23 protein-coding genes and 1 pseudogene are annotated in these 22,556 nt (G+C 72.0%); 14 read left to right on the top strand and 10 right to left on the bottom strand.

From position 1 onward, the window contains the following. Positions 1-210, top strand: a 210-nt coding sequence (locus AB0K37_RS28965) for a hypothetical protein (protein ID WP_363986336.1), incomplete at its 5' end; no start/stop codon positions are given. Between the two features lie 13 nt (positions 211-223). Here AB0K37_RS28965 and AB0K37_RS28960 read toward each other — a convergent pair. Next, complete coding sequence (locus AB0K37_RS28960; RefSeq protein ID WP_363986334.1) at positions 224-1,033, bottom strand: DUF1707 domain-containing protein; 810 nt, start codon at positions 1,031-1,033, stop codon at positions 224-226. 168 nt (positions 1,034-1,201) lie between these two features. Here AB0K37_RS28960 and AB0K37_RS28955 point away from each other — a divergent pair, with 168 nt between their 5' ends. After that, a complete protein-coding gene (locus tag AB0K37_RS28955; protein ID WP_363986332.1) occupies positions 1,202-2,827 on the top strand; it encodes an acyl-CoA dehydrogenase family protein in 1,626 nt (541 codons plus the stop codon). A 446-nt stretch (positions 2,828-3,273) separates the two neighbouring features. Here AB0K37_RS28955 and AB0K37_RS28950 read toward each other — a convergent pair whose 3' ends face one another. Beyond that, positions 3,274-3,924 carry a response regulator transcription factor gene (locus AB0K37_RS28950; RefSeq protein ID WP_363986330.1) on the bottom strand — a complete coding sequence of 217 codons (651 nt, stop codon included), beginning with the start codon at positions 3,922-3,924 and terminating at the stop codon, positions 3,274-3,276. A 64-nt stretch (positions 3,925-3,988) separates the two neighbouring features. Beyond that, positions 3,989-5,167: a histidine kinase gene (locus AB0K37_RS28945; RefSeq protein WP_363986328.1), complete on the bottom strand. Its 1,179-nt coding sequence runs from the start codon at positions 5,165-5,167 to the stop codon at positions 3,989-3,991. A gap of 402 nt (positions 5,168-5,569) precedes the next feature. Between AB0K37_RS28945 and AB0K37_RS28940 the strand changes: the two genes are divergently transcribed. Beyond that, on the top strand, positions 5,570-6,250 hold the full coding sequence (locus AB0K37_RS28940) for a hypothetical protein (protein WP_363986326.1): 681 nt from the start codon (positions 5,570-5,572) through the stop codon (positions 6,248-6,250). A gap of 210 nt (positions 6,251-6,460) precedes the next feature. On the opposite strand, the gene AB0K37_RS28935 is transcribed toward AB0K37_RS28940, so the two are convergent. Continuing rightward, positions 6,461-7,195: a class I SAM-dependent methyltransferase gene (locus AB0K37_RS28935; protein ID WP_363986324.1), complete on the bottom strand. Its 735-nt coding sequence runs from the start codon at positions 7,193-7,195 to the stop codon at positions 6,461-6,463. 177 nt (positions 7,196-7,372) lie between these two features. Here AB0K37_RS28935 and AB0K37_RS28930 point away from each other — a divergent pair, with 177 nt between their 5' ends. After that, on the top strand, positions 7,373-8,173 hold the full coding sequence (locus AB0K37_RS28930; RefSeq protein ID WP_363986338.1) for an SAM-dependent methyltransferase: 801 nt from the start codon (positions 7,373-7,375) through the stop codon (positions 8,171-8,173). 135 nt (positions 8,174-8,308) lie between these two features. Here AB0K37_RS28930 and AB0K37_RS28925 read toward each other — a convergent pair whose 3' ends face one another. Beyond that, positions 8,309-9,916 (bottom strand): ABC-F family ATP-binding cassette domain-containing protein, encoded by a 1,608-nt coding sequence (locus AB0K37_RS28925; protein WP_363986322.1) that lies wholly within the window; start codon positions 9,914-9,916, stop codon positions 8,309-8,311. 613 nt (positions 9,917-10,529) lie between these two features. On the opposite strand from AB0K37_RS28925, the gene AB0K37_RS28920 reads away from it, so the two are divergent. The 3 genes and pseudogenes from AB0K37_RS28920 (at position 10,530) to AB0K37_RS28910 (ending at position 11,847) form a co-directional block, all read left to right on the top strand. Then, entirely contained in the window at positions 10,530-10,727 is a 198-nt protein-coding gene (locus tag AB0K37_RS28920) for a DUF2795 domain-containing protein (protein WP_363986320.1), read from the top strand. 183 nt (positions 10,728-10,910) lie between these two features. Continuing rightward, positions 10,911-10,976: pseudogene (locus tag AB0K37_RS28915) on the top strand (hypothetical protein); the annotation flags it as partial. A gap of 148 nt (positions 10,977-11,124) precedes the next feature. Then, a complete protein-coding gene (locus AB0K37_RS28910; protein ID WP_363986318.1) occupies positions 11,125-11,847 on the top strand; it encodes a SigB/SigF/SigG family RNA polymerase sigma factor in 723 nt (240 codons plus the stop codon). Positions 11,848-11,854: 7 nt separating this feature from the next. Here AB0K37_RS28910 and AB0K37_RS28905 read toward each other — a convergent pair whose 3' ends face one another. After that, a complete protein-coding gene (locus tag AB0K37_RS28905; RefSeq protein ID WP_363986316.1) occupies positions 11,855-12,622 on the bottom strand; it encodes an SDR family oxidoreductase in 768 nt (255 codons plus the stop codon). A gap of 177 nt (positions 12,623-12,799) precedes the next feature. On the opposite strand from AB0K37_RS28905, the gene AB0K37_RS28900 reads away from it, so the two are divergent. Then, positions 12,800-13,702 carry an RNA polymerase sigma-70 factor gene (locus AB0K37_RS28900; RefSeq protein WP_363986314.1) on the top strand — a complete coding sequence of 301 codons (903 nt, stop codon included), beginning with the start codon at positions 12,800-12,802 and terminating at the stop codon, positions 13,700-13,702. 51 nt (positions 13,703-13,753) lie between these two features. On the opposite strand, the gene AB0K37_RS28895 is transcribed toward AB0K37_RS28900, so the two are convergent. Then, positions 13,754-14,353 (bottom strand): TetR/AcrR family transcriptional regulator, encoded by a 600-nt coding sequence (locus AB0K37_RS28895; RefSeq protein WP_363986312.1) that lies wholly within the window; start codon positions 14,351-14,353, stop codon positions 13,754-13,756. A gap of 80 nt (positions 14,354-14,433) precedes the next feature. On the opposite strand from AB0K37_RS28895, the gene AB0K37_RS28890 reads away from it, so the two are divergent. Beyond that, positions 14,434-14,844, top strand: coding sequence for an organic hydroperoxide resistance protein (locus AB0K37_RS28890; protein ID WP_363986310.1), 411 nt, complete (start codon positions 14,434-14,436; stop codon positions 14,842-14,844). A gap of 45 nt (positions 14,845-14,889) precedes the next feature. On the opposite strand, the gene AB0K37_RS28885 is transcribed toward AB0K37_RS28890, so the two are convergent. After that, entirely contained in the window at positions 14,890-15,684 is a 795-nt protein-coding gene (locus AB0K37_RS28885; protein ID WP_363986308.1) for an SAM-dependent methyltransferase, read from the bottom strand. Between the two features lie 121 nt (positions 15,685-15,805). Between AB0K37_RS28885 and AB0K37_RS28880 the strand changes: the two genes are divergently transcribed. The 4 genes from AB0K37_RS28880 to glgX all read left to right on the top strand — a co-directional run bounded on the left by AB0K37_RS28880 (position 15,806) and on the right by glgX (position 20,084). Continuing rightward, positions 15,806-16,627: a hypothetical protein gene (locus AB0K37_RS28880; protein WP_363986306.1), complete on the top strand. Its 822-nt coding sequence runs from the start codon at positions 15,806-15,808 to the stop codon at positions 16,625-16,627. A gap of 54 nt (positions 16,628-16,681) precedes the next feature. Then, on the top strand, positions 16,682-17,254 hold the full coding sequence (locus AB0K37_RS28875; protein WP_363986304.1) for a DUF4262 domain-containing protein: 573 nt from the start codon (positions 16,682-16,684) through the stop codon (positions 17,252-17,254). 47 nt (positions 17,255-17,301) lie between these two features. Beyond that, on the top strand, positions 17,302-17,886 hold the full coding sequence (locus AB0K37_RS28870) for a GNAT family N-acetyltransferase (RefSeq protein ID WP_363986302.1): 585 nt from the start codon (positions 17,302-17,304) through the stop codon (positions 17,884-17,886). An 89-nt stretch (positions 17,887-17,975) separates the two neighbouring features. Continuing rightward, the gene (glgX, locus tag AB0K37_RS28865; RefSeq protein WP_363986301.1) at positions 17,976-20,084 is read left to right on the top strand and encodes a glycogen debranching protein GlgX; all 2,109 of its coding nucleotides are present in this window, start codon (positions 17,976-17,978) and stop codon (positions 20,082-20,084) included. Positions 20,085-20,094: 10 nt separating this feature from the next. On the opposite strand, the gene AB0K37_RS28860 is transcribed toward glgX, so the two are convergent. Further along, positions 20,095-20,496 carry a hypothetical protein gene (locus AB0K37_RS28860; protein WP_363986299.1) on the bottom strand — a complete coding sequence of 134 codons (402 nt, stop codon included), beginning with the start codon at positions 20,494-20,496 and terminating at the stop codon, positions 20,095-20,097. Positions 20,497-20,662: 166 nt separating this feature from the next. Next, positions 20,663-21,361, bottom strand: coding sequence for a dihydrofolate reductase family protein (locus AB0K37_RS28855; protein WP_363986297.1), 699 nt, complete (start codon positions 21,359-21,361; stop codon positions 20,663-20,665). Between the two features lie 63 nt (positions 21,362-21,424). On the opposite strand from AB0K37_RS28855, the gene AB0K37_RS28850 reads away from it, so the two are divergent. After that, positions 21,425-22,516 (top strand): ATP-dependent DNA ligase, encoded by a 1,092-nt coding sequence (locus AB0K37_RS28850; RefSeq protein WP_363986295.1) that lies wholly within the window; start codon positions 21,425-21,427, stop codon positions 22,514-22,516. Positions 22,517-22,556: the final 40 nt, after the last annotated feature.

Here is a 22,556-nt window from a genome sequence, read left to right as displayed (position 1 = left end):
AACATCTCCTCCTACGGCTCCTGGTTCAACATGTACATCTGCGGCCTCGACGCGCGGGTGCGGCTGCCGGGCGGACCGGTTTACCAGACGCCGGCCGGGGAGGAGACCAGCGGGACCGGGACCCCCGGGGTGAGGTACGAGCACCCCGACACGCTCCCGCCGGACGAGGAGGGCGTCGAGGACGCCGAGGCACACGACGACACCCGCTGACCCCGGCCACCCGCTACCGGCGGTCCTTCCACCAGGTGGTGAGGGCGCGCCGGAGCGGGCCGTGGTGCTCGTCGTCGACGATCTTGATGTCGCCCATCACGGCGGTCGCGGTGACGCGCACGACGGGGACGCGGGCGCCGGGGTGCGGGTCGCGGACCGCCACCCGCCGGTCGCCGAGGAAGTTGTGCCCGGTCAGCACGATGCTGACGCCGTCCGGAACGATGATCTTGACGTCGCCCATCACCGCGGTCACGCAGATGTGGACCTCGCCGGTGGGGACCTGGGCGCCGCGCAGGTCGAGCTCGACGTCGCCCATCACCGACACGGCCTCCAGCGGCCCGTCGATGCGGCCGACGATGCGCTCCTTGCAGTCCCCCATGACCGCGCTGAACCTGCGCTTGACCTGCACGGGCGCGGGGTTGGCGCCGGGCGCGCCCATGCTCGGCAGGTCGGCGGTGATGCGTTCGAGGTCGCCCCGGCTGACGGCCGCGTAGGCGGCCTCGGTGCGCTCGGTCAGCTCCTCGAAGGTGAGCCGCCCCTCCACCGAGGCGACCCGCAGCCGCTCCACGACGGCCTCGCGCTCGGCGCCGGACGCCCGCACCGGGTCGGAGACCCGCCCGGCTTCGGACGCCCGCGGGGTCTCGGAGGCCCGCGGGGTCTCGGAGGCCCGCGGGGTCTCGGAGGCCCGCGCGGTGTCGGCGGCCCGTCCGGCGTCGGGCGCGGTCGTCACGTCGACCGGTTCGGGGACGGGGCCGCCGTCCCGCCGCCGCTCAGGCGGCCGGCTCGGGGCGGGCCGCTCGGGCTGCGGACCGGACTGACTCATGATTTCGACGGTATGCCCCCGGCGGCGCGGGACAATCCGCCGCGCGGACGAGATCGCCCCACCACCTGAGGAGGATGGACGTCCTCCCACCCCGCAGGCATGATCATCTGGTTGTCCGAACCGCGTTCTGTATTCTGCGGACCGACGGCACGAACGTTGGGAGAGCGCGTGACGCACGAGGTGTTCAACCAGGTCCCCCCGCTCGCCGGGCACGACGTGTCCGACGAGGCGGCCCTGCTGGACGGGCTGCACCGCGAGGGCGCCGGGTGGGCCGAGACCGAGGTGCGCGAGCTCGGCCGCCTCGCCGGCACCGAGCGGGCCCAGGAGTGGGGGCGCCTCGCCAACGAGCACCCGCCCGTCCTGCGCACCCACGACCGCTGCGGGCACCGGATCGACGAGGTCGAGTTCCACCCGGCGTGGCACGAGCTGATGACCGTCGCGGTGACGCACGGCCTGCACGGCGCGGCGTGGACCGACCCCCGCGAGGGCGCCCACGTCGCCCGCGCCGCGAAGTTCTACACCTGGCGCGTCGACGCGGGCCACGGCTGCCCCGTCTCGATGACCTACGCCGCCGTCCCCGCGCTGCGGCAGTCCCCGGAGCTGGCCGCGCGGTACGAGCCGCTCCTGGCCAGGCCGGAGTACGACTTCGGGCTGCGGCCCCCGCTCACGAAGACCGCGCTCCTCGCCGGCATGTCCATGACCGAGAAGCAGGGCGGCTCGGACGTCCGCGCCAACACCACCACTGCCGCGCCCCAGCCGGACGGGACGTACCGGCTCGTCGGCCACAAGTGGTTCACCAGCGCCCCGATGTGCGACGTGTTCCTCACCCTCGCCCAGGCGCCCGGCGGCCTGACCTGCTTCCTCGTCCCCCGCGTCCTGCCGGACGGCGGCCTCAACCCGCTGCGCCTGATGCGGCTGAAGGACAAGCTCGGCAACCGGTCGAACGCCTCCTCCGAGGTGGAGTACGACGAGGCTGTCGCGTGGCGGGTCGGAGACGAGGGCCGCGGCGTCCGCACCATCATCGAGATGGTCAACATGACCCGGCTGGACTGCGTCATCGGCGCCGCGTCCGGCATGCGGCTCGGCGTCACCACCGCCGCGCACCACGCGGCGCACCGCTCGGCGTTCGGCCGGCCGCTGATCGACCAGCCGCTGATGCGCAACGTCCTGGCCGACCTGGCGATCGAGTCCGAGGCCGCCACGACCACGATGCTGCGCCTCGCGGGCGCCACCGACCGCTCGGTGCGCGGCAGCGAGACCGAGACCGCGTTCAAGCGCCTCGGCCTCGCGGTCAGCAAGTACTGGATCTGCAAGCGCTGGCCCGCGCACGCCGCCGAGGCCCTCGAATGCCTGGGCGGCAACGGCTACGTGGAAGAGTCCGGCATGCCCCGCCTCTTCCGCGAGTCCCCCCTGAACTCGATCTGGGAGGGCTCCGGCAACGTCGCGGCGCTCGATCTCCTCCGCGCAATGCTGCGCGAACCGCAAACGCTAGAGGCGTTCTTCGACGAAGTAGCCCTCTCCCAGGGAGCCGACAAGCGCCTAGACGCGGCCGTCAAGGAGATCAAGGAAAGCTTCACCGACACGTCCACAATCGAGTACCGCGCCCGCCGAGTAGCCGAAAACCTGGCACTCGTCTTGCAAGCATCGCTGCTGGTCAGACACGGCCACCCGGCAGTAGCCGACGCCTTCTGCGCCACCCGCCTGGCCGGCGACTGGGGCGGCGCCTACGGCACCCTCCCCCCAGGCCTGGACATCGCCCCGATCATCGACCGCGCCACCCCGAAGGTCGGCTGAGTCCCCTGCGAGCAACGGCGAGTTGCGTCCCCGCTCTCCGGGCCCACCACCCGCCGACCTCTCTCAACTGCTGACCTCGCGCGATCCTGGGCAGCACTCGCTTCAAGCGAGCGAACTCATGCGGCAACCACCAGCGAGGAATCGGACAGAGTGCGCCAGGAGACCTTCCGGCTCGGGACGGTCGGGGATCAGATCACCATCCCTGGTTTGCAGACATCGCCGCGTTTCCGCTCTCCGCGGGTTGTAAGGCGGCTCCGCGCACAGCAGGCCAGCTTGATGAATACGGCAAACATCCGCTCATGCCGATGTGCGAAGTTGGGCAATAGCAAGTGGTTGATGGCCCCCGCCTGAGCTGTCTGGCGGTGAGAGGTTGGCCGGCTCGCCGGCCAGCGGGTCGGCTCGCCCGCCCACGCCGAGTGCGGGCAGGGGCCAGAAGGCTTCCGGTGTCAGCCGGTGAGGCCGGCGTCGTGGGCGAGCAGGGCGACCTGGGTACGGTTGTTGAGATCGAGTTTGGTGAATATGCGGGAAATATGGGCTTTCACGGTGGCCACGCTCATGAACAGCTCGCCCGCGATCTCGGCGTTGGACTTGCCCCGCCCGACGGCGATGGCGACCTCGCGTTCGCGTTCGCTGAGCTGATGCAGCGCGGTGGTGGCGTGCTGTTGCCGGGCGGCGGCGCCGGTGTCGCTGAGGTGGGCGATGAGCCGTCGGGTGACGGTCGGCGACAGGATGGGTTCGCCGGCTGCAACCCGCGCGATGGCGCGCAGGATCTCGGCGGGTGGCGTGTGTTTGAGCAGGAAGCCGCTGGCCCCGGCGCGCAGGGCGCGCAGGACGTACTCGTCAGCGTCGAAGGTGGTCAGGACGATGACCTCGGGTGGGTCGGGTCGGGCGCGGAGTCGTTCGGTGGCGGCGAGGCCGTCGAGGTCGGGCATGCGGATGTCCATCAGCACCACGTCCGGGGCGTATGCGTCGACGGCGGCGGCTACTTCGCTTCCGTCGCCGGCCTCGCCCACCACGGCGATGTCCGGCGAGCCGCCGATGACCATGGTGAGGCCGGCCCGCACGAGCGGGTCGTCGTCGACGATGAGGACCCGCACCGGTGCGTTCACGTTGGGCTCCTTGTCCGTGCTCACCTGGGCCGGAGGCCGGTTCCGACCGCGATCAGAGGGTAGGCCACGGTAGCCAGGCCCTGAGCCGGAAGTCACCGGCCGGGGTGGGGCCGTGTTCGAGGCGTCCGCCGGCGAGGGCGGCCCGTTCGGTGAGCCCGATGAGGCCGATGCCGGCGCCGGGGATGCCCGGAGGGCTGGTCTCGGCCGGGTACGGGTTGCGGATCTCGACGGTTACGCCGTCGCCTGGGGCTGCCCGGACGGTGACGGCCACCTCGCCGTCGGGGGCGTGCTTGCGGGCGTTGGTCAGCCCTTCCTGCACGATCCGGTACGCGCTGCGCCCCACACCAGCCGGTACGGCGGAAAGCGCGTCGGTCTGCCAGTCGAGCCGTACCCGCATCCCGGCGCGCCGCGATTGGTCGACGAGGTCAGGGAGGTCGGCCAGGCTGGGCTGCGGCCGTTCCGGCGTCTCGTCGGACCGGTCGACACCGGTGCGGAGGACGCCGATCACCTCCCGAAGGTCCTCCAGCGCCTGGTAGGCGCTGTCGCGGACCACCCCGGCGGCACGGGCGACCTCCTCGGGCGCGGCGTCGGGGCGTAGCTCCAGCGCCCCGGCGTGCAGGCTCAGCAGGGACAGGCGGTGGGCGAGCACGTCGTGCATCTCCCGGGCGATCCGGTTGCGTTCGCCCTGGCGGGCTTCGGCGACGCGCAGTTCCTGTTCGGCCTCGACCCGCCCAGCCCGCTCCCGCAGCGACTGGCGCCGGGCCCGTACGAACATGCCCCAGGCGAGCACCGCGGCCGCGAGGACGACGCCCAGCACGATCTCCGACGGGGACCCGACCGGGACGTCGGGCCGAACCAGCAGCGTCAGGAACGGTACGAGCGCGTACCCGGCCACGATCGGGGCGACCACCGCGAAGCGCCGGTGCACCGCGACGGTGAACAGCGCGACGAGCGCCGCGCCCGCCGCCGACGTCGAATAGACGCTGACCAGACCCACGACCACGGCCAAGCCGACCGGCCAGCGTCGGCGCAGCCACACCCCCAGAGTGCACAGGCCGCCGAGGACGAGGTCGACAGTGAGCGGGGCTGGTGCGATGTGTTGCGCGAGGCCGTCGCCCAGGGCGAGCACCGTGAGGCCGACGGCCAGCAGGAAACACGCGGCGTCGACCACCCGGCCGCGGATCGTGCGCCCGGCCGGGCGTACCGGATCGTGGTCAGCATCGCTGGTCACGCCCGCCGGTAGCGGACTCCGATCCTGCGGGTCCGCCGGGACCATCATGATCAAAGGGTACGGCCGGGTCGGGCCCCACGGCATCCGACCAAAGTCGATCCCGCGGTGTAGACCGTCGGCCCACCACCATCGACCTGGGCTCGTAGCGGCGTATCCGGCCGCTCCAGCAATCTGTTCCACATCACCGGAACGGACAGCCAAAGAAGACTCCGAAACCAATTCCGACCATTCCTGCGCCAACGAATGACGTGGTGTTGCACCGATCATCCGACCGCAACGAAGGAGTGAGAGATGAGATCCCCGCATAACCCCGCCACCGCGCTGGAATCCCTGCACGTGCCCGTCAGCGAGGCAGCGGCAACGACGGGGTTTACCCCGACCCGAGCGCTCCGAGGGCGGGTCGTGGGCGCGACGGCGATCGCGTTGGCAGCGGCGGTGGCGATCCAGAACGCGGTGGTGGTCTGGGCCGGAGCGCCAGACTACGGGGCCCCGATCAAGGAGGTGCTCGCCTTCCACGCGGAGCACCGGGTCGCGGTCGCGATCGCGGTCGGCCTGGAGGCGCTGAACCTGCCGCTGCTGCTCGGGTTCCTGACCGGTCTCCACGGGCTCGTCGAGCGCCGCGGGCGTGCGGGCGCAGACTGGTCGCGCCTCGCGGTGGCCGCAGGCGCGACCCTCTCGGCAGTCTTCGCGCTCTACGCCGTCCTGTGGAACGGTGTCGTGCTGTCCGCCGGCGAGCTCGCCGAGCCGAGCCCGGAGTTCGAGCTCGCCTGGCAATTGCATGCAGCAGCCTTCGCGTTGGCGCTGCCGGCGCTCGGCACCACCTTCATCGGCGCCGCGCTGGCGGCGCATGCGAGCCAGCTGACGCCGCCGTGGCAGCGTCTGCTCGCAGTGGCCGGGGGAGGCCTGCTGCTCGCCGCCGGGGCGGCCAACCTCGCGATCGCGGACGGCTCACGGCTCCTCTTCGTGGGGATGCCCGGCTACGCCGCCTGGCTCGTGTGGCTGCTTGCGACCGGCGTACGGCTGGTGCGCGCTCGCACAGCTGACCGTCCTGACGACGCATCGACCTCCGACGAGGAGGGATGATGGGAACCGGCATCGAGGCAGCTGCGGTCGCCGCAGCGCTTGGGGCGTTCGCCGGCCGTGCGCCGGGGGTGCGATTGCTGCTCAGCAACTACGATTTTGCCCCGACCGCTTTGAAGCCACCATCTTCGAGCGCGCCTTGGTTCGACCACGTGCCTGCGTTCGTCCTTCCCGGTCACGCCCGGGTGCCCACGATCGTGCCGGTAGGTGTGTTCAGGGGGTGGCCGGTTTGCGGGCGGTGAGCAGGCGGGTCTGGACCCAGGGACTCCCCCACCACGCGCGCCAGCCGAGGCCGCGCACGCTGATGTCCTGGGCGTTCAGCCGGGCCAGCACCTCAGCGTACTCGCGGGGAGTCCGCGCCAGGTCGGCGATCAGTAGGCGGCCGCCCGGCCGCAGCACCCGGTACGCCTCGGCGATCGCTTGGGCGCGGGCGTCCGCGCCGAAGATGGTGTGCACCGTCAGGCTGGACACGACCAGGTCGAAGCTCGCCTCCGCGTACGGAAGCCTGCGCAGGTCACCACCTTGCACGTGGACGCGGCCGGCGACGCCTTCAGCGCGGGCGTTGCGCAGGGTCGCCGCCGGGGTGTTTCCGGACTGGTGCAGTCCGCGCCACAGGTCCACGCCGACCGCCCGGCCCTGCGGGAGGTGCCGGGCGGCGGCCAACAGGACGGCGCCGCGTCCGCAGCCGAGGTCGAGCAGCCGTTCGTCGCCCCGCAGGTCCAGCTCGTCCAGCACGTCCCGCCAGACCAGGAACTTGCCGCGCAGCGTGGTGTGCAGGCTCAGGGCCAGGCATCCCGCCAGCAGGGTGCCGGAGACCAGCGCGGGCAGCGCGGCGGCCAGATCGGCGGTGACCGCCATCACCAGCCCGGTGACCCAGAACCCCAGCACGACCAGGCCCATGAAGCCGAACCCGTAAGGCGCATCCATCCCGTACCGCGCGCCAGACATCCCCCCACTCTGCCACGAACCGGTCGCTCGGGGGGCCGGCTACGACGCATTGATCCACCGCCGCCCAGTACCCGGCGTTGCGTTCGCTGGAAGCCCCTTGGCATAGGGGTTTTCGCAATCTGCGCGGCTCCGCGAAGCTACGATGCGGTGCAAGATCTCCTGAGCCTTGAGGTGCACATGGCCGAGTCGTCCCCGCAGATTCCCACCGGCGTTCCGACCGCCGCACGCGTCTACGACGTGATGCTCGGCGGCAAGGACAACTACGAGGTGGACCGGGCCGTCGCCGAGGGCAGCCTCGCGATCATGCCGGAGCTGCGGGACATCGCCCTGCACAACCGCGCGATCCTGCACCGCGTCGTCCGCCATCTCGCCGCCGAGGAGGGGATCACCCAGTTCCTCGACCTGGGATCGGGGCTGCCGACCGTCCGCAACACCCACGAGGTCGCCCAGGAGGTCAACCCGGCGGCTCACGTGGTGTACGTCGACATCGATCCGATCGTGCTGGCGCACGGCCGTGCGATCCTCGCCGACAACGCCAACACCACCGTGGTGACCGCCGACATCCGCCGGCCCGAGGACCTCCTCGGGCGCCCGGAGGTCCGCGCGCTGATCGACTTCGACAAGCCCGTCTGCGTGATGCTCGTCGGGATCCTGCACCACCTCGCCGACGACGAGAAGCCCGCCCGGATCGTCCAGGTGCTGCGGGACGCGATGCCCAGCGGCTCCTTCTTCTTCATCACCAACTTCACCCGCCTGGGCGACGCCCCCGAATCCGTCGCGCTGGAGAAGCAGCTCCTGGAGCAGCTCGGCAGCGGCCGCGTCCGCACCCCCGCCGAGCTGGCCGCCTTCTTCGACGGTCTCGAGATCCTGCCGCCCGGCCTCGTCCCGCTCCCGTTGTGGCGCCCCGACGAGCCCGTCCTGGACGCCAGCACCATCGACGTCCGCTTCATGACGGGCGGCGTCGGCCGCAAGCCCTGACCCCTACCCTCCTGTGCGGCTCGGCTCGCCTCCGGGCGCTGCTCCCTTTCGGCGGAGTGACGGTGATGTGGGCGAGGAGGCGGATCGATCGTGGTAGATCCGCCTCCTCACTCGCTGGTCGGTGATTCGGCCCGGCTAGAGGTCGAGGTCCTGCCGCTGGTGCATCCGCCCGTCGCCGTCGAGTTCGATGACGGTGTCGACGCCGATCCGTTCGAGGAAGCCGAAGTCGTGGCTGACGATGAGAAGCGCTCCTCGGTACGCGTCGAGCGCTTCGGCGAGTTGCTCGACGCTTGCGATGTCGAGGTTGTTCGTGGGCTCGTCCAGGATCAGCAGTTGAGCGGGCGGCTCGGCGAAGAGGAGTCTCGCGAGCGAGACGCGGAATCGCTCTCCGCCTGAGAGTGTGCGGACCGGGCGGTCCACACTGTCACCGCGCAGCAGCAGCCGAGCGAGCTGGTTGCGGATCGTGCCGGCCGGTGTTCCCGGGGCGACGGCCTGCACGTTGTCCATCGCGCTGGCGTCGTCGTCGAGTCTGTCGAGGCTCTGCGGGAGGTAGCCGACGAGGTCGGTGCTCAGGGTGCCGTGCGGGCGCCCCGGAACCGGTTCGGAGGCGTGGAGGAGCTGCGCGATCAGAGTCGACTTTCCGGCGCCGTTCGCGCCGACGAGCGCCACCCGTTCCGGGCCCTGGATCACCACGGTCCGGTCCTGGTCTTTCAGCTCCGCGATGCGTCGCCCGCGGGGAACATCCGGATCGGGCAGGACGAGGTGGATGTGCTCTTCGTCGCGGACGCGCGCGTCAGCGGCGTCGACGGCGGCCTGGGCGGCCTGCACCTTGTCGTCGAGTGTGGACCGCATCGATCCCGCCGACGCCTGCGCCTTGGCGGCCCGGTTGCCGGCGAGGATCCGCGGGATCCCGCCGTCCCTCTGCGTCTTCTTCGCGGTGCGCTCGCGGCGCGCGAGCTTCGTCTCGGCCTCGACGCGCTGCCGCTTCTCGACCTTGAGCGCCTGCTGGGCCGAGCGGGCCGCCTGCACCGCGGCCGCCTGCTCGTTCTCCCGGTGTTCCTTCCACGCGCTGTACGGGCCGCCGAAGGTGTCGAGTCCCCCCGCGAAGAGCTCGGCGGTGTGGTCCATGCGCTCCAGCAGTTCGAGGTCGTGGCTCACGACGACGAGCGTCCCGGGCCACTGGTCGACGAACTCGGCCAGAGCGGCGCGGGTCGGACGGTCGAGGTTGTTGGTCGGTTCGTCGAGCAGCGTGATCGGGGTACGCCGGATGCGCAGCCCGGTGATCGCGATCAGCATCGCCTCCCCGCCGGAGACCTCGGCGACGCGGCGGTCGAGGTCGCCCGCGGAGAAGCCGATCTGATGCAGCGCCTCGTCGGCGCGGGACTCGATGTCCCAGTCGTCGCCGATCGCGTCGAAGTGGCGCTGGTCGACGTCGCCGGACTCGATGGCCTCCATCGCCGCGAGGACGCCGTGGATGCCGAGCAGTTCGGCGATGGTGGCGTCCCGCCTCAGTGTGAGCGTCTGCGGCAGGTAGCCGACCTCGCCCGTGGTGTCGATCTGCCCGGCCGTCGGGCGCAGTTCACCCGCGATGAGCTTGAGCAGGGTCGACTTGCCGACGCCGTTGCGGCCGATCAGCCCCGTCCGTCCGGTGCCGAACGTGTCGTTGACGCCGGCGAGCGCGACGGACCCGTCAGGCCACTCGAAGGTCAGGTCGCGGAGGGTGATCGCGGAGTTGGTAGACATGGCGATATTTCTCTTTCTCCCGTCAACCGTCGGCAGACGGGACGGGGGGGTTCTGTGCCGGGAGGGCAGCCCCGGGGGATGCGCGGCGAGGAGCCTCGCGTGCAGTCGCACGCAAGCGGCCCCGAATCGGCGTCGCGCCTACCTGGTGGGCCGCGGTCGCACAGTCGCAGTCATGCACCCGGCAAGGGCTGGTGCGGTGCGAACGTGCCGGCGATTCGCAAGGCGCTGTCAACACCCAGGACAGGTGGACGTACGCGCGTGCGTTGGGAAATACCGTTCACTGGCGGAGGAGAGTTCCCGCGCGAATGAAAGCCACCGGCAGTTCGGTGGCTAGGCTCTGTCTACCTCGATCAATTCCACGTCTTCATTTTACCAGCCAGGCGCTCGCGGCCCACGATGCGGACACTGACAACCGGCCGGTCACCTGTCATCGACCCGTTGGAAGTCTCGGATGGGCGCCTTCCGCGCCGGACGAGACCGCCCGCACGCCGCGGGTCTCGCCGTGCGCCGCTGGAGTCGTCCGGGCGGCAGGTGGATGTCGGCGCCGGGCGGGTACCGGGGTCGGGAACGCACGCGGGCGGGAGCCCGAACGCGATCATGATGAGGGGGGATCATGACGGACAACCCGTCGTTCATCGAGGTCCAGAAGTGCCTGGCCGGCATGGACTACCCGGCCTCGCGGGACGACCTGGTCGACCACGCGCGCGAGCACGGCGCCGACGAGCCGATGCTGCGGGCCCTTGAGGCCATGCCCGACCGGGAGTACGAGGGTCCGAGCGGTGTCAGCAAGGAGATCACCAAGTCGTCCTGACCGCGGGCGACCCGGCCGTCCCCCGCCGCGGGGGCGGCCGGACGCCGGTCAGGGGTCGCCGGGCGCGGAGTTCAGGAGTTCTGCGGCTTGGCGCGGGACCGGTCCTCCACCGACGCGGCGGCGTCCAGGAGCACCTCCACGAGTTCGGCGTCGTGCCGCGGGTGCGGGCGGGCCCGGCCGCGAGTGCGGTCGAGGCTCGCCCACGTCGTCCCGGCCGGGCACCAGCTCCGCCTGCAGATCGCCTCGTCCAACCATCCCCGCTTCGACCGCAACCCGCAGACGATGGTGGAGGCCGGACCTCGCGACAGGCCGGCGCGTGTGATCCCGGTCAGAGGTCGTCGGAGGCCTCGGGGGCGGAAAGGACGACCCGCCCCCCGCCGAGGTGCTGCTGGACGAGATGAACCACCCCGGGACCGGCCCCGAACGGCGCGACCGGCTGAGAGCCGCGCTGGTCGAGGCGCACGCCCCCATGGTCGAGTCGATCGCGCGGCGCTACGGGCACCGCGGCGAACCCCTGGAGGACATCCGGCAGGTCGCCTACCTCGGCCTGGTGATGGCGATCAACCGCTTCGACCCCGAGCGCGGGGACAGCTTCCACGCCTACGCCTACCCCGTGATCCTCGGCGAGGTGCGGCGCCACTTCCGCGACAGGACCTGGGGCATCCGCGTCACCCGCCGCATCCAGGAACTGCGCCCCCGCCTGGTGCACGCCACCCAGGTCTTCTCCCAGGAGAACGGCCGCTCCCCCACGCCCCGCGAACTCGCCGACCTCCTCGGCATCGGCCTGGAGGAGGTCACCGAGGCCGTCATCGCGCGGGACTCCTACAACCCGCTGTCCCTGGACGCGCCCGCCGAAGGGGGCTCCGAGACCGACGCCGGCCTCATCGTCGACCACCTCGGCGCCGAAGACCCGGACCTGCAGCACGTGGTCGAGCGCAAGACCCTCTGGTCCCTGCTCGGCGAGCTGCCCGAACGGCAGCGCACCATCGTCCTGCTGCGCTTCTTCGGCAACCAGACCCAGACGCAGATCGCCGAGCGGTTCGGCATCTCGCAGATGCACGTCTCACGCCTGCTCAGCAAGTCCCTGCTCCAGTTGCGCCACGGCATGCTGCCCGCCTGAGGCGGCCCTACCAGGGCAGCGGGCCGTCCGCGCCGAAGAAGCCGGCGGTCGGCCCGTCCGCGCCGAGCGTGGCCAGGCGCACCACGACGGCGGCGCCCTCCGCGGGGGTGAGATGCCCCGTGTGGTCGTTGCTGTCGGTGTCGACGAAGCCGGGGGCGACCGCGTTGACGAGCACGCCGTCCTTGCGCAGCTCGTTGGCGTACTGCACGGTCAACGCGTTCAGCGCCGCCTTGGACGGCGTGTACGCGGCCGACGGCAGCAGCGCCGCGAAGGGGCCGTCCGGGTCGCTGGTGAGGGTCAGCGACCCGGCGTGGCTGCTGACGTTGACGACGCGCGCCGCCGGCGACCGGCGCAGCAGCGGCAGCATGGCGTTGGTCACCGCGATCACTCCGAAGACGTTGGTCGCGAACACCGTCCGGACCATCTCCAGGTCGACGGAACTGGGGACCTGGTCGACGGCGTCCTGGGGCGCCACCTGTCCCGAGCCGGTGATGCCCGCGTTGTTGACCAGCACGTCGAGGCGCCCGTAGCGCTCCTCGACCCACTTCGCGGCGTCCTGGACGGTGGCCGTGTCGGTGACGTCCAGGCGCACCGCGTGCGCGTCGCCGCCCGCTGCGCGCAGCGCCGAGGCCGCCTCCTCCCCGCGCCGCCGGTCCCGCGCACCGAGCAGGACCGTCATGCCCCGGTCGGCGAGGGCCCCGGCGACCGCCCGGCCGATCCCCTTGTTGGCCCCGGTGACCATCGCCACCGTCCGGCTCCCGGTGTTCTCGATCATGGTCAGGCTCCCGTCTCGTGGCCCGCGCGGCTCTCCACGCGGTTCTGGACACGAGATGACGCCGCCCCCTCCTCCGTGACAGGGCACGCGTGTGACGTGCGCCACCGGCCGCGGATGTCACACGCGGACCGGGCCCGGCGTCCTGTGCACGGCACGAGACGCGCAAGGGAGAGGGCCATGGACGAACGATCGAAGGGCACGGCCGACGGCCGCATGGACGCCGCCACCGAGGCGTTCATCGCCCACCGCAATCTGCTGTTCACCGTCGCCTACGAGATGCTCGGCTCGGCCGCCGACGCCGAGGACGCCCTGCAGGAGACCTGGCTGCGGTGGACGGGCGTCGACCTGGAGGCGGTGCGGGATCCCCGCGCGTACCTGGTGCGGGCCACCACCCGCCAGGCGCTCACCCGGCTGCGCACGCTGCGCCGGCGCAAGGAGTCCTATGTCGGACCCTGGCTGCCCGAGCCGCTGCTGACCACGCCCGACGTGGCCGAGGACGTCGAACTGGCCGAGAGCCTCTCGATGGCGATGCTGCTGGTGCTGGAGACCCTCGTGCCGACCGAGCGGGCGGTGTTCGTGCTGCGCGAGGTGTTCGGCCTGGACTACGAAGAGATCGCCCAGGCCGTCGGCAAGAACCCCGACGCGGTCCGTCAGATCGCCCACCGCGCCCGCAGGCACGTCGCCGCGCGCAGGCCCCGCGACACCGCCACCCCGTCCGACGCCCGGGCCGCGCTCGACGCCTTCCGGCAGGCGGTCGAGACCGGCGACCTGCGGAACCTGCTGGACGTCCTCGCGCCGGACGTCGTCCTGCTGACCGACGGCGGCGGCGTCGTCCAGGCCGCGCTCGCGCCCGTGGTCGGGGCGGAGAAGGTGGCCGCCGTGCTCGCCAGGCTCTCCGGCGCGGTCACGCTGCGGCCGACGCACGTCAACGGCCACCCCGCGCTGATCCTCGGTCGCGCCGGCGAGATCGACACCGTCATCGCGACCCGCGTCGACGACGGCCGCGTCACCGGCCTCTACGCCGTCCGCAACCCCGAGAAACTCTCCCGCATGACCCGGGAGACCCTCCTCCACCGCTGACACCCGGGCGCACGCTCAGCCGACGGCGCGCAACCACTCCCGCGCCTCGGGTCACGGGCGGGCGGGTTCGGGGGGGTGGGTGGGGGCGTCCAGGATTCTGGTGATGGCCTCGTGGACCGCGGTGCGGACCGTCGCCGGGTCGTCGAGGTCGAAGCCGACGGCGAGGCCGTCCCTCAGGAGCATGAGGGTGTGGGCCGTGCGCTCGGGGTCGGGATGGCCGTCGGCGGCCAGCAGGTCGCGGAACAGGCTCCGGCACCACTCGCGGTGCTCTTCGACCGCCCGGCGGACCGGGTGGGCGGGGTCGGGGTACTCGGCGGCGACGTTGATGAACGGGCAGCCGCGGTAGGAGGGCTCGGAGCCGAACGTGCACATCCGCTCGAACGCCGTGAGGAGCGCCTCGCGGGGCGTCGCGGACCCGGGCATGTCGGCGATGCCGCGCTGCCGCAGGCTCTGCTCGGTGACGTAGGCGCGGACGAGGTCGTCCTTGCTCGGGAAGTGGTGGTAGAAGGTCGCCTTCGCCACTCCGGCCTCGGCGATGATCCGGTCGACGCCCACGGCGTGCACGCCCTCGGCGTAGAACAGGCGCGTCGCGGTGTCGAACACGCGGGACCAGGCCGCGCTCCGGCGAGGCGCCGAGGATCTCGTGGTCACACCTTGACGCTACCAGACAGACCCGTCTAGTCTCCTGAAGCGCAGACAGATCTGTCTGTCTACTTGTGAAGGGACGGCTGATGAGCCAGTACACGACCACCGCCACCGCCACCGGGCGCGACGGGCGCGCCTTCACCTCCGACGGGCGGCTGGACCTCCAGCTGGCTCTGCAGAAGGAGCTCGGGGGCGACGGCGACGGCACGAACCCCGAGCAGCTGTTCGCGGCCGGCTACGCCGCGTGCTTCGCCAGCGCCATGCAGCTGGTGGCGCGGAAGCAGAAGATCGACGTCTCCGGCATGTCCGTGACCGCGGAGGTCGGCCTCGGCCCGAACGGCTCGGGCGGCTTCCAGCTCGACGTCAAGCTGGTGGCGAAGCTGCCCGACGCCCTCAGCGCGGAGACCAAGCAGCAGCTCGTCGAGACCACCCACCAGGTGTGCCCCTACTCCAACGCCACCCGCGGCAACATCCCGGTGGAACTGGCGGCGATCTGAGCGGCGGACGGGCCGTCGGCCGGTTCCGGCCGGCGGCCCGTCCTGTCAGGCCTTGCGGGCGACCCCGCAGAGGGTCGAGGTGCTCGGCGTCTCACCGAACGGGCTCGGCTCGGGGCGCCACTTCTCGCACGCCACCACACCGGGCTCCACCAGCTCGAAGCCTTCGAAGTACCCGGCGATCTGCTCGGGGCGGCGCAGCCGGTACGGGACGGCGCCGGTGTCGTCGTATTCCTGCTGCGCCTTGTTGTGGGCCTCGTCGGTGTCGGTGTCGTCGTAGAGGGCGAGATGGCTGCCGGAGGGCAGGCCGCCCATCAGGGTCCGGATGACGTGCAGGACCTCGTCGTAGGAGTCGATGTGCCCGAGGACGCCCATCAGCATCAGGGCGATCGGGCGGTCGAAGTCGAGCCTGCCCTGGGCGATCGCCAGGATCTGCTCGGGGTCGCGCATGTCGGACTCGATGTAGCTGGTCTCGCCCTCGGGACGGCTCGTCAGCAGGGCGTGCGCGTGGGACAGCACCAGCGGGTCGTTGTCGACGTACACGATGCGCGCCTCGGGCGCGACGCGCTGCGCCACCTCGTGGGTGTTGTCGACAGTGGGCAGGCCGGTGCCGACGTCCAGGAACTGGCGGACGCCCGCCTCCCCCGCCAGGTACCGGACGGCGCGGGCCAGGAAGTGCCGGCCTGTCCGCGCTATGTCCACGATCCCGGGGTAGATGCTGACGTACTGGTCACCGGCGTCGCGGTCGACCGGGTAGTTGTCCTTGCCGCCGAGCCAGTAGTTCCATATGCGCGCGGAGTGCGGAACGGAGGTGTCGATCGCGTTGACCGGGTCGTCGGCCATGGTCTTCTCCCTGCTGTTCTCCACCGGTGGTCGCGCATAAAATAGATCATTCTTCCGGCGCCGGGACACCGACCGACGAAGCGAGGCCTGGGTGCGTTTTCGGCGGCTTGCCGCGGTCGCGATGATCGTGCTGGTATTCGCCGTGCTCGCCGGATGCGGCGGAGCGCCGCCCCGGGAGCGGCGGTCGCGGATGGAGGTCGTCCTCCTGGCCGACGGCGGCGCCCAGGTCGACCTGTACGCGGTGGGGCGGCTCCGGTCGGACGCCGAGGTGCGGGCCCTCGCGGGCCGGATCGCCGGGACGTTGTTCCCCGATGCCGGGGCCGTCCGCGTCCGCACGAGAAAAGACCGCGGGGGGCCGTTCGCCCGCGCGGAAATCGACCGCGCCTACCGGACGGGACGCAGGCCGTTCCTGAGAATCGACACTTCCGGCGCGGCGCGCGAACTCGCGACGCGGGGTTTCGACGACACGGCCATGCAATTGCGGCTTCCGCCGGTATCCGCAACGGTGCGTCCCGACATTTCCGGGAATCGCCGCTGGCACCTGCGCAAAGGCGTCCCGGCTCCCCTCATCGAGGTCGGCATGCGGCCGGAGCCGGAACGCTGGTACGGCGTGATGGCGCTGCCCGTCGTGGGGGCGCTGGGCGTGGCGCTGGCGTTCTTCGTCCGGCGCCGCGCGCTGGCGGCGCCCGCGGCCGGTTTCGCCGTCGCCGCCGCCCTCCTGGCGCCGCCGCTCGGCGCGGGTCGGCGCGGCGCCGACCTCGGCGTCGCGGGCCTGCTCGGCGGGACGGCCCTGGACGTGGCGTCCGTCGCCCCGCTCACGGCCCTCCCCCTCGGCATGCCCGCCGCGATGCTGCTGGGCGCCATGGCCGTCCGGGGCCTGCGCGGCCCCGCCGTGCGGCACGAGCACGAGGCGCCGCCGCGCGACACCGGCGCGTTCTGGTGACCGTGCGCGCAGCGACATGCTCGCCCAGGGTCGATTGATCGTAAACTGAGGGTCATGTCCGGCGACCGCCTCTCATGCACCTGCGTGATGTGCCGTGACTACGGCGACCGCGACCGCCTGGACAACTTCCATCTCCGCACCATCGTGCACATCACCCAGTACGGGTGGAGCGTCGTCCTCGTCCAGCCGGACGAGGACGGCCCAGGCTGGGCGTACACGGTCGGCCTGTGGCACAGCCACGGCGCCCCCGAACTCGCGATGTTCGGCGGCGACGTGTACGAGACGGAAGAGATCCTCAACATGCTCGGCCGCGAGACCGCCGAGGGGCGCGCCCCCGCCGACGGGGAGCGCCGCGACGGCGTCGTGCGGGGGCAGCAGGCGGCCTTCCGGAACGTCGAACCGGACTGGTCCGTCGGGCTGTTCGGCGGCGCCGTGGCGTTCTACCGGCGGCCGCCGCCGACCCTCCAGGTCGTCTGGCCCAACGGGGACGGCCTGTTCCCGTGGCAGCCCGGCACCGACCTGCCGTTCCGGCACGCCCAGCCGTGGCTGTGGCTCCACCCGCGCCAGCATCCGGCCGGCGCCTGGACGCGGCGGCTGTCCGGCGGGCGGTCCGAGTGGCGGCTGTGAGGGCCGCTCCACGGGCCCGCCGGCAAGCGAGAGCATAGGATCGGCGGGTGTACGGGCCGATCGCCGACACCATCCGCACCCAGCGCCTCGTCCTGGAGCCGCTGGCGGTCCACCACGCGGACGAGATGGCCCCCGTCCTGGACGACCCCCGCCTGCATCGCCACATCGGCGGCGAGCCCCTCACGCGCGACGAGCTGCGCGCCCGCTACGCGCACCTGGTCGCGGGCCCGGCGCCCTACCACCAGGAGTGCTGGCTGAACTGGATCGTCCGCCGCGCCCGGGACGGGCAGGCCGTCGGGTACGTGCAGGCGACGGTCACCCCGGCGCCGCCGGGGTTCGCCGTGACGCCCGCCTCGGCCGGGTCGACGGTCACGCCGGGCCCGCCGCGGCCGCTCGCGTCGGTCGCCTGGGTGATCGGCATGCCGTACCAGGGGTTCGGGTTCGCCACCGAGGCCGCCCGCGCGCTGCTGGACTGGCTCGCGGCGCACGGCGTGCACGACGTCGTCGCGACCGTCCATCCGGGCAACCGCGCGTCCGCGGCCGTCGCGGCGAGGATCGGGCTGCGCCGCACCGGGGAGACCCGCGACGAGGAGGTCGTCTGGCGCCTCCCCCGCGGCGCCGCACCGGAATGACACGTGTGTGAAAGGCCTCCGCGCGCGGGGAAGGGTGCGGGTAGGCCACAATCGACGAGCCAGACGTACCGGCCGAGGGTTGGAGGAGCATGCGGGAGGTGTGGCCTGGGGACCCCTATCCGCTGGGCGCCACCTGGGACGGCACGGGCACGAACTTCGCGCTGTTCTCGGAGGTGGCCCGGCGGGTCGAGCTGTGCCTGTTCGACGCCGAGGGGCGCGAGACGCGGCGGGACCTGCCCGAGGTGGACGGTTTCGTCTGGCACGGCTACCTGCCCGGCATCGGGCCCGGCCAGCGCTACGGGTACCGGGTGCACGGGCCGTTCGACCCCCGTGAGGGGCATCGCTGCAACCCCTCCAAGCTGCTGCTCGACCCGTACGGCAAGGCCGTCGCGGGCGTCACGCCGCACGAGCTGATCCGCTGGAACGAGGCGCTGTTCTCCTACCGGTTCGCCGACCCCGACGCGCTGAACGAGGACGACAGCGCCCCCTACATGCCGAAGAACGTGGTCATCAACCCGTTCTTCGACTGGGGGGACGACCGGCCGCCGCGCGTCCCCTACCACGAGAGCGTCATCTACGAGGCGCACGTCAAGGGCCTGACGAAGCTGCATCCGGCCGTCCCGGAGGAGCAGCGCGGGACCTACGCGGGCGTCGCGCACCCGGTGATGATCGACCACCTGCTCGACCTCGGGGTGACCGCGGTCGAGCTGATGCCGGTGCACCAGTCGGTCCCCGAGCACGCCCTGGTGGCGCGGGGCCTCGACAACTACTGGGGCTACAACACGATCGGGTTCTTCGCGCCGCACAACTCCTACAGCTCCTCGGGGCAGTCCGGCGAGCAGGTGCTGGAGTTCAAGGCGATGGTCCGCGCCCTGCACGAGGCGGGCATCGAGGTCATCCTGGACGTCGTCTACAACCACACGGCGGAGGGCGACCACCTGGGCCCGACGCTGTCGTTCCGGGGCATCGACAACGCGTCGTACTACCGGCTGCGCGACGACGACAAGCGCTACCACCTCGACTACACCGGCTGCGGCAACTCGCTGAACGTCCGGAACCCGCACGCGCTGCAGCTCATCATGGACTCGCTGCGCTACTGGATCCTGGACATGCACGTCGACGGGTTCCGCTTCGACCTCGCCTCGGCGCTGGCCCGCGAACTGCACGACGTCGACCGGCTGGCCGCGTTCTTCGACCTCGTCCAGCAGGACCCCGTCGTGTCCCAGGTGAAGCTCATCGCCGAGCCGTGGGACGTGGGAGAGGGCGGCTACCAGGTCGGCAACTTCCCGCCGCTGTGGACGGAGTGGAACGGCAAGTACCGCGACACCGTCCGCGACTTCTGGCGCGGCTCGTACGCGACCATGCCGGAGTTCGCGTCCCGGCTGACCGGCTCCTCCGACCTCTACGAGCACAGCGCGCGCCGCCCGTTCGCGTCCATCAACTTCGTGACCTGCCACGACGGGTTCACGCTCACCGACCTCGTCTCCTACGACCACAAGCACAACGAGGCCAACGGCGAGGACAACCGGGACGGCACCGACGACAACCGGTCGTGGAACTGCGGCGCCGAGGGCCCCGCCCGCGACCCCGGGGTCCTCGAACTGCGGGCCCGGCAGCGCCGCAACTTCCTCGCGACGCTGTTCCTGTCGCAGGGCGTGCCGATGCTCTCCCACGGGGACGAGCTCGGCCGCACGCAGGAGGGCAACAACAACGCCTACTGCCAGGACAACGAGATCGCCTGGGTCCACTGGGAGGACTCGGGCGACATGGAGTTCGTCCGGCTCGTGTCGCGGCTGCGGCACGACCACCCGGTGTTCCGGCGCCGCCGCTTCTTCACCGGGACGGGCCGCGGCGCCGCCGCCGACATCGCCTGGCTGACCCCGGCCGGCGAGAGCATGACCGACCAGGACTGGAACGTCGGCTTCGCCAAGTCGCTCGGCGTGTTCCTCAACGGCGACGCCATCACCGAGCCCGACCCGCGCGGCCGGCGCGTCCGGGACGACTCGTTCCTGCTGCTGATCAACGCCGGGTCGGAGCCGGTCGAGTTCACGCTGCCCGGCGCCGAGTACGGCGAGCGCTGGGAGTTCGCCCTCGACACCGCCGAGCCCGGCACGGTCGGCGAGCGTCCCCGCCTCAAGGCCCGCGACGTGGTGACGGTCGTCGACCGCGCGCTCCTCGTCCTGCGGCGCGGGGCGTGAGCCGCGCGGCTCACGCCCGGCCGACCTCCATCGCGGTCAGGAAGACCAGGACGAACGTCGCGACCGCCACCGCGCCGTGGACGGCGACCGCCGCGGCCGGGAACGCCTGCTCCGCTCCCCTGGCGTGGCGGCCGCCGCGGCCGACGAGCCAGCGGGTGAACAGCAGCAGTCCCTGGAAGATGATGACGAGCAGGGCCGCGAAGGCGACCCAGGCGTAGGCGGCGTTCCCTGTGACGACGTAGACGATCCACACGGCCAGGCCCGCGACGGCCGAGAGCGGATGCCCCACCACGACGAGCCGCGGGAACCGCGTCACCTTGGTCGAACGCCCCCCGTTGACCAACCACACGGCCAGCAGATATCCGCCCGCGACGGCGGCGATGATCCACGCGCCCAATGCGGCGTACTCCACCCCCGCTCCTTTCGTGAGATTCTCACCCGTCCCCTGCCGTCTAGTGTCGCCCCCCAGCGCTTCCGGCATGACGGATTCGTACAGATTGGGGGACGGACCGTCACCACGCCGGAGTGCGCGGGGGGCGCGGGACGTCCTCACGGAGGTCGCGGCAGCCGGTCTCGCGCTACGCCCGCAACCGGTAGCGCACGAACAGCACGCCCTCGTCGAGGTAGAGGGCGGCCGGTTCGAGCGGCACCTCGGCGTCCAGGCCCTCCAGCAGGCGGGTGTGGTGCGCGCCTCCGAGGAGGGTGGGCGCGATGTTGAGGCACAGCTCGTCGACGAGCGACGCCCTGATGAGCGCGGTGGCCAGGGACGGACCGCCCTCGCAGAGGAGATGCTCGAAGCCGAGGTCCTCGCGCAGGGCTCTCACGGCGGCGGGGAGATCGACGTCGTCGTCGCCTTCCGCGACCACCCGGAGGTGGCCCGGGACCCCGGCCCTGGCGTTCCGGGTCGTCACGACGACGGTGGGCGTCTCGGTCTCGGTGAACAGCGGGAGCGTCCAGTCGAGGTCGAGGGAGCGGCTCACCACCACGATGGGGGCGGGCGGCCCGCCGCGGCGGGCGCGCAGGTCTCCGCGCAGGCGCGCCGGGCCGAGGCGTCCGGTGCGGACGGTCCCGGCGCCGACGAGGATCGCGCCGGCCAGGGCGCGCAGGGTCCGGAAGACGCGGAAGTCGGCGGCGCCGCCGAGGCCGTCGGTCCAGCCCTCGGCGTCGGTGACGGACCCGTCCGCGCTCATGACCATGCCGAGCCGCAGGCGCGGCAGGTCGCCGTAGGCCTCGTAGGGGTCGACGCCGGCGACGGGATCGGGCAGCAGACGGCGCATGACCTGCACGTTATCGGACCCCCGGGACGCGCTTTTGTCGGTGCGGGGGCGCAAGATGGGGGGATGGACCTGCCGATCAGCCCGCCGCTGCCGCCGATGCTGGCCAAGGCGGTCAAGACCATGCCCAAGGGCGACCTGCTGTACGAGCCGAAGTGGGACGGGTTCCGCTGCATCGTCTTCCGCGACGGCGACGAGGTGGAGCTGTCCAGCCGCGGCGAGAAGCCGCTCACCCGCTACTTCCCCGAGCTGGTCGAGGCGGTGCGGCGCGAGCTGCCCGAGCGGTGCGTGGTGGACGGCGAGATCGTGCTGCCCCGGGGGACGCGCCTCGACTTCGACGCCCTCCAGCAGCGCATCCATCCGGCCGCCTCGCGGGTCAAGCTCCTGTCGGAGCAGACTCCGGCGTCGTTCGTGGCGTTCGACCTGCTCGCCCTCGGTGAGGAGTCGCTGATGGAGGTGCCGCTCGGCGAGCGGCGGCAGCGGCTCGTCGACACCCTGGCCGGGGCGAAGGCGCCGATCCACGTCACGCCCGCGTCCGACTCCTACGAGCTGGCGCTGCGCTGGTTCGACGAGTTCGAGGGCGCCGGGCTGGACGGCGTCATCGCCAAACCGCGCGACACCCCGTACGAGCCCGACAAGCGCGTGCTGTTCAAGGTCAAGCACGAGCGGACGGCCGACTGCGTGGTGGCGGGCTTCCGCTGGCACAAGTCGGGGCCCATCGTGGGGTCGCTGCTGCTCGGGCTCTACAACGCCGACGGCAACCTCCAGCACGTCGGCGTCGCGGCGTCGTTCACGATGAAGCGCCGCGCCGAACTGGTCGAGGAGTTGCGGCCCTACCGGCTGGAGGATCTGTCCCAGCACCCGTGGGCCGAGTGGGCGAGCCAGACGGAGGCGACCGTCGACCGCATGCCCGGGGCGATCTCCCGATGGACCGGCAAGAAGGACCTCAGCTGGGTTCCGCTGCGTCCGGAGCTGGTGGTCGAGGTGGCGTACGAGGCGATGGAGGGCGACCGGTTCCGGCATACCGCGCGGTTCCGGAACTGGCGCCCCGACCGGACGCCGGGCTCCTGCACCTACGCCCAGCTGGAGGTGCCGGTGGCCTACGACCTCGACGACATCTTCGGCGGCCCGGCGACGAGCCCGCGCGTGGACCGCTGAGGCCGGGCGCCCCGGCGCCGGGGCCGGCCGGGACGCCCCG

The organism is Actinomadura sp. NPDC049753 (assembly GCF_040674655.1).
Taxonomy (GTDB): Bacteria; Actinomycetota; Actinomycetes; order Streptosporangiales; family Streptosporangiaceae; genus Spirillospora; species Spirillospora verrucosospora.
Note: the sequence above shows the minus strand (reverse complement) of the source record. Positions and strands in the feature narration are given on the sequence as shown.